Origin of the sequence: Kitasatospora putterlickiae (assembly GCF_039527695.1) — a bacterium.
GTDB lineage: Bacteria > Actinomycetota > Actinomycetes > Streptomycetales > Streptomycetaceae > Kitasatospora > Kitasatospora putterlickiae.
The window spans coordinates 1052-3106 of sequence record NZ_BAAAKJ010000280.1; the positions used below are offsets into that span (position 1 = coordinate 1052).

Consider the following 2055-nt stretch of genomic DNA (forward strand, 5'->3'; position numbering starts at 1 on the left):
GGGGCGACCCTGGTGCGGCACTCCGACCCGGGCTCCGAGGTGGCCGAGACCCGCGCCAAGGCGGCCGGCCTGCTCGTGGCGGTCGCCGCGCTGGCCGCCCCGGGCAGCCGGCTGCTGCTGGAACAGGGCCGGGACGTCACCGCCACGCCCCACGACCCGTCACTCGCGCACCTCACCGACCTGTGGCGCGGCGGCCTCGGCCCCGGCACCCGGGAATGGCTCGACGGGCACGGCTGGACCACCGGTCTCACCACCCTGGACCAGCTCGCCCAGCGGTACGCCCGCCCGCTGCCCGGCCCCTCCGCGGGGGGTCTCATCGAGGCGGTCCGGCGTCCGGTGGCCTGAGCCTGCCGCCGGCCGCCCGCCGCCCGGCCACCTCAGGCCGCGACCGCCTCGACCACCGACAGCACGGTCGGCGTGGGGATCACCCGGGACAGCTTCAGCCCGGCCCGGGCGAACAGCTCCGCGAAGTCGTCCTCGGTGCGCTCGCGGCCGGTGAGGGAGGCCATCATCATCAGGTCCAGCGCCTTGGACTGGTGGGGCGCGTTGCCGGACGGGACCACGGCGTCCAGCACCAGGACCCGCCCACCCGGGCGCAGGGCGCGGCGGCAGTGGCCGAGCAGGGCCGCGCAGGCGTCGTCGTCCCAGTCGTGCGTGATGCGCTTGAGCAGAAGGACGTCGCCGGCCGGCACGGCGGTGAAGAAGTCGCCCTCCCGCGTCGTCCAGCGGCTCGCGACCTCCGGGCGCCCCTCCAGCCGGTTCCCGGCCAGGACGTGGGCGCGGTCGTGGAGCACGCCCTCCAGGCCCGGGTTGCGGCGCAGCACCTCCAGCAACAGGCCGCCGTGGCCGCCGCCGATGTCCACGACCGTGCCGCTCGACGGGAAGTCGTAGGCGGCGGCGATCGGCGCGTTCTCCTGGTCGGACATCGACGCCATGCCCACGTGGAAGACGGCGGCGGTCCGCTCGTCCTTGGCGAAGTGGTCGAAGAACGGCACGCCGAAGAGGTTCTCGAACGCCGTGGTGCCCTCGGTCAGACAGTGCGTCAGCTCCCCGGCCGGCCGCCACATGGTGCGGTCGGTGAGCATCTGCACGGCCGTGCGCACGGAGTAGGGGACGTCGCCGCGAAGCGCCTGCCCGGCCTCGGTGAGCGTGAACCGTCCCCGCGCGTCCTCCGCCACCACACCCCGGGTGGCGAGCAGCCGCAGCACCCGGTACAGGTTGCGGGCGTCGGTGCCGGTCGCGGCGGCGAGCTCGGCGGGCGAGGCGGGGCCGTCCGCCAGGTGGTCGGCCACCCCGACGTCGGCGGCGGCGCGCAGCGCGGCGGGGAAGAGGAAGCCGAGCGCCTCGTCGACCAGGAACGCGGCGGACCGCCGCAGCCCGTCCTCACCACCCCCGGCCCCGGCCTGCTCCTCCTCGGCGCGGTCCTGATCCTGGCTCATCCCGTTTTCCTCCTCGCGGGCCGTCCGTCCGCCGGGAGGCTGCCCACCCGCACCCGAACCGAAGCCCGACACCCCCCGATCCCGCCCCATCGGGTGGCGAACGCGCCGGTTCCGGACCCCGCGGGGTGGCCCGAATTCGAGGGTGCTCGAAGGGCTTTGCCCGGGCGGGCGGTGCGCGGGGAGGCTGGGGCCGCCGGTCGAACCGGCCCCACTGACCGTTGAACCCGCGATGGAGGAGTTCCCATGACCCGTTCGTCCTCGTTCCGCCTGCGCGTCACCGCCGTGGCCCTCGCCGCCTCGGCCTGCCTCCTCGGAGCCGCCGCCTCCGCCCAGGCCGCCCCGGCCGGTGCCGTCAGCGTCCGCTCGGGCGGGTCCGTCGAGGTGAAGGAGACGGCGCAGTTCAGCGCCGGCAGCGCCGGCGGCTCGATGGAAACGGCCAGCACGAGCGCGGTCAACCTGGCCTACCTCTACGCGCAGGGGGCCGGCTGGCAGCGCAGCCAGTGTTACGTCCTCGCCGTCGACGTCACGTCGACCGGCGGCGGCTGGTTCTCCGCGCGGGCGACCCTGTTCTGCCAGCGCTGAACCGCCGCCCCGCCGAGGCGCACCGAGGCGCCTC

Annotated in this window: 2 protein-coding genes and 1 pseudogene; 2 read left to right on the plus strand and 1 reads right to left on the minus strand. The window is 75.9% G+C overall.

Annotation, left to right across the window (positions count from 1 at the left end):
* Window positions 1-345, plus strand: a pseudogene (locus ABD308_RS27480) (hypothetical protein); the annotation flags it as partial.
* A gap of 32 nt (window positions 346-377) precedes the next feature.
* Here the strand turns inward: ABD308_RS27480 and ABD308_RS27485 are convergent.
* Window positions 378-1439: a methyltransferase gene (locus ABD308_RS27485; protein WP_344339926.1), complete on the minus strand. Its 1062-nt coding sequence runs from the start codon at window positions 1437-1439 to the stop codon at window positions 378-380.
* A 243-nt stretch (window positions 1440-1682) separates the two neighbouring features.
* On the opposite strand from ABD308_RS27485, the gene ABD308_RS27490 reads away from it, so the two are divergent.
* On the plus strand, window positions 1683-2021 hold the full coding sequence (locus ABD308_RS27490; RefSeq protein ID WP_344339928.1) for a hypothetical protein: 339 nt from the start codon (window positions 1683-1685) through the stop codon (window positions 2019-2021).
* Window positions 2022-2055 lie beyond the last annotated feature (34 nt).